This is a genomic window from Achromobacter spanius (assembly GCF_039673305.1).
Taxonomy (GTDB): Bacteria; Pseudomonadota; Gammaproteobacteria; order Burkholderiales; family Burkholderiaceae_B; genus Achromobacter; species Achromobacter spanius_F.
On sequence record NZ_JBDJLJ010000118.1, the window covers coordinates 1 to 1,917 of the forward strand.

The 1,917-nt window shown below is 70.2% G+C and carries 3 protein-coding genes; 2 read left to right on the forward strand and 1 reads right to left on the reverse strand.

Annotated features, from left to right (window positions below):
- Nucleotides 1-134 precede the first annotated feature (134 nt).
- Entirely contained in the window at nucleotides 135-1,070 is a 936-nt protein-coding gene (gene rsmI / locus ABE485_RS31045) for a 16S rRNA (cytidine(1402)-2'-O)-methyltransferase (RefSeq protein ID WP_346519091.1), read from the forward strand.
- A 3-nt stretch (nucleotides 1,071-1,073) separates the two neighbouring features.
- Nucleotides 1,074-1,658, forward strand: a complete 585-nt coding sequence (locus tag ABE485_RS31050; protein WP_346519092.1) for a methylated-DNA--[protein]-cysteine S-methyltransferase — start codon at nucleotides 1,074-1,076, stop codon at nucleotides 1,656-1,658.
- Between the two features lie 12 nt (nucleotides 1,659-1,670).
- On the opposite strand, the gene ABE485_RS31055 is transcribed toward ABE485_RS31050, so the two are convergent.
- The coding region (locus ABE485_RS31055) for an SPOR domain-containing protein (RefSeq protein WP_346519093.1) at nucleotides 1,671-1,917 on the reverse strand (247 nt) is incomplete at its 5' end.

Consider the following 1,917-nt stretch of genomic DNA (forward strand, 5'->3'; position numbering starts at 1 on the left):
CCGTTTGGCCGCGCGGCAGCGGGCCGCCAGGGCTAGTTCGCAGGCAAGGCGCAAGGTGTCGTCCGTCAGGGGATTCCGGGAGCGGCGGGCATAGGCGGCTACACTGACATGGTTTTCCGTGTCAGCAGGCTGCAATGAATCAAAACGTCTCTTCCCCGCCCGCCGGCGATGCTTGGTCCCGCGTTGCCGAACGCGTGGCGGGGCAGCATTGGCCCGCCTCGACGCTGTATGTCGTGGCGACGCCGATCGGCAACCTGGGCGACCTGGGCCTGCGGGCCTGGCATGCCTTGCAGGGAGCCGACGTGATTGCCGCCGAGGACACGCGCGCCAGCCGCACGCTGCTGGACGCGTGGGGCGTGAGCACGCCGCTCATGGCCGCCCATCGGCACAACGAGGCCGCGGCGGCGCAAGCCATTTGCGAACGCCTGGCGCAAGGCCAGCGCGTGGCCCTGGTGTCCGACGCGGGCGCGCCCGCGGTCAGCGACCCCGGCGCGCGCGTGGTCCGGGCGGTGCGCGCCGCGGGCTACGCGGTGGTGCCGGTGCCCGGGCCCAGCGCGGTGATCGCGGCGCTGATGGGCAGCGGGGTCACCACGGACGAAAATCCGGCCTTTGCCTTCGCGGGCTTTCCGCCATCGAAGGCGGTGGCGCGTCAGCGCTGGCTGCGCCAGTGGTGCGCGTTGCCCGCGCCCGTCGTGATGTTTGAATCGCCGCACCGGCTGGCGGCCGCTTTCGCCGATCTGCTCGAGGTCTGCGGCCCCGACCGTCAACTGACCGTGGCGCGCGAGTTGACCAAGCGCTTCGAGGAAATCGCCACCTTCCCGCTGGGCGAAGGGGCGGCCTGGCTGGCCGCGGATTCGCACCGCGAGCAGGGCGAGTTCGTGCTGATCGTCCATGCCTGGGAGGACGAACAGGAAGACGAAGACGCCGACCCGCGCACCGACGTCCTGCTCGATGCCTTGCTGGAATCGCTGTCCGTGCGCGACGCCGCGCGCGTGGCCGCCAAGGTCACGGGGCAGGCCCGCGACGTGCTGTACAACCGGGCCCTGGCCCGCAAGAAATCGGCGGAATAAGACATGGTGTATTCAACTGTCGTGTCGAACAAGCCCGCCGACCCGCTGGAGCCGATTGCCTACCGGGACATGGCCACGCCGCTGGGCGAGATGCGCCTCGTCGCCAGCCCCAAGGGCCTGCGCGGCGCGTGGTTCACCGATCAGGAACTGCTGCCGTCGCCGGATGGCTGGACGCTCGCCGACAACAACCCCATCCTGGAGCAGGCCCGCCGTGAACTGGACGAATGGTTTGCCGGCCAGCGCCGCACGTTCGACGTCGCGCTGGATCCGGTGGGCACCGCCTTCCAGCATCAGGTCTGGCATGCGCTGTGCGCGCTGGAGTTCGGCGCACTGACCAGCTATGGCGAGCTGGCCCGCACGGTAGACCGCCCCAAGGGCGCGCAGGCAGTGGGTGGCGCCGTCGGCCGCAATCCGATCATCATCATCATTCCGTGCCACCGTGTGATCGGCGCGGATACCTCGCTGACCGGCTTCGGCGGCGGGCTGCCGCGCAAGCAGGCGCTGCTGGCGCACGAAGGCAACCGCTACCTCAGCCGCAATGCGCGCGCGCGCCGCGTGTGCGACGGCCAGGCCGAACTGCCCTGGTAGCTGGCCTTCCGTTTACTGGGAGGCAATGCTCGGCATGATGCCGAGCCGGTCCGATACGACCTGCACCGCGTTCAGCGCGCTTTGGCGGTCGGGATAGGGGCCGATCCTGACGCGGTACAGGTCGTTGGCCTGCTCGACGGACGCGGGCGGCGCGCCTTCGGCGCTCAATTGCGTGTTGATGCGGCTGACCAGCGACTGCGCGTTGCCCGGCTGGCTGAACGCGCCCACCTGCAGATAGACGCTGCCGCCGGCGCCCATG

Coding starts and splice junctions, on each gene's coding strand:
- rsmI (WP_346519091.1), top strand. CDS start 135: ATGAATCAAAACGTCTCTTCCCCGCCCGCCGGCGATGCTTGGTCCCGC.
- ABE485_RS31050 (WP_346519092.1), top strand. CDS start 1,074: ATGGTGTATTCAACTGTCGTGTCGAACAAGCCCGCCGACCCGCTGGAG.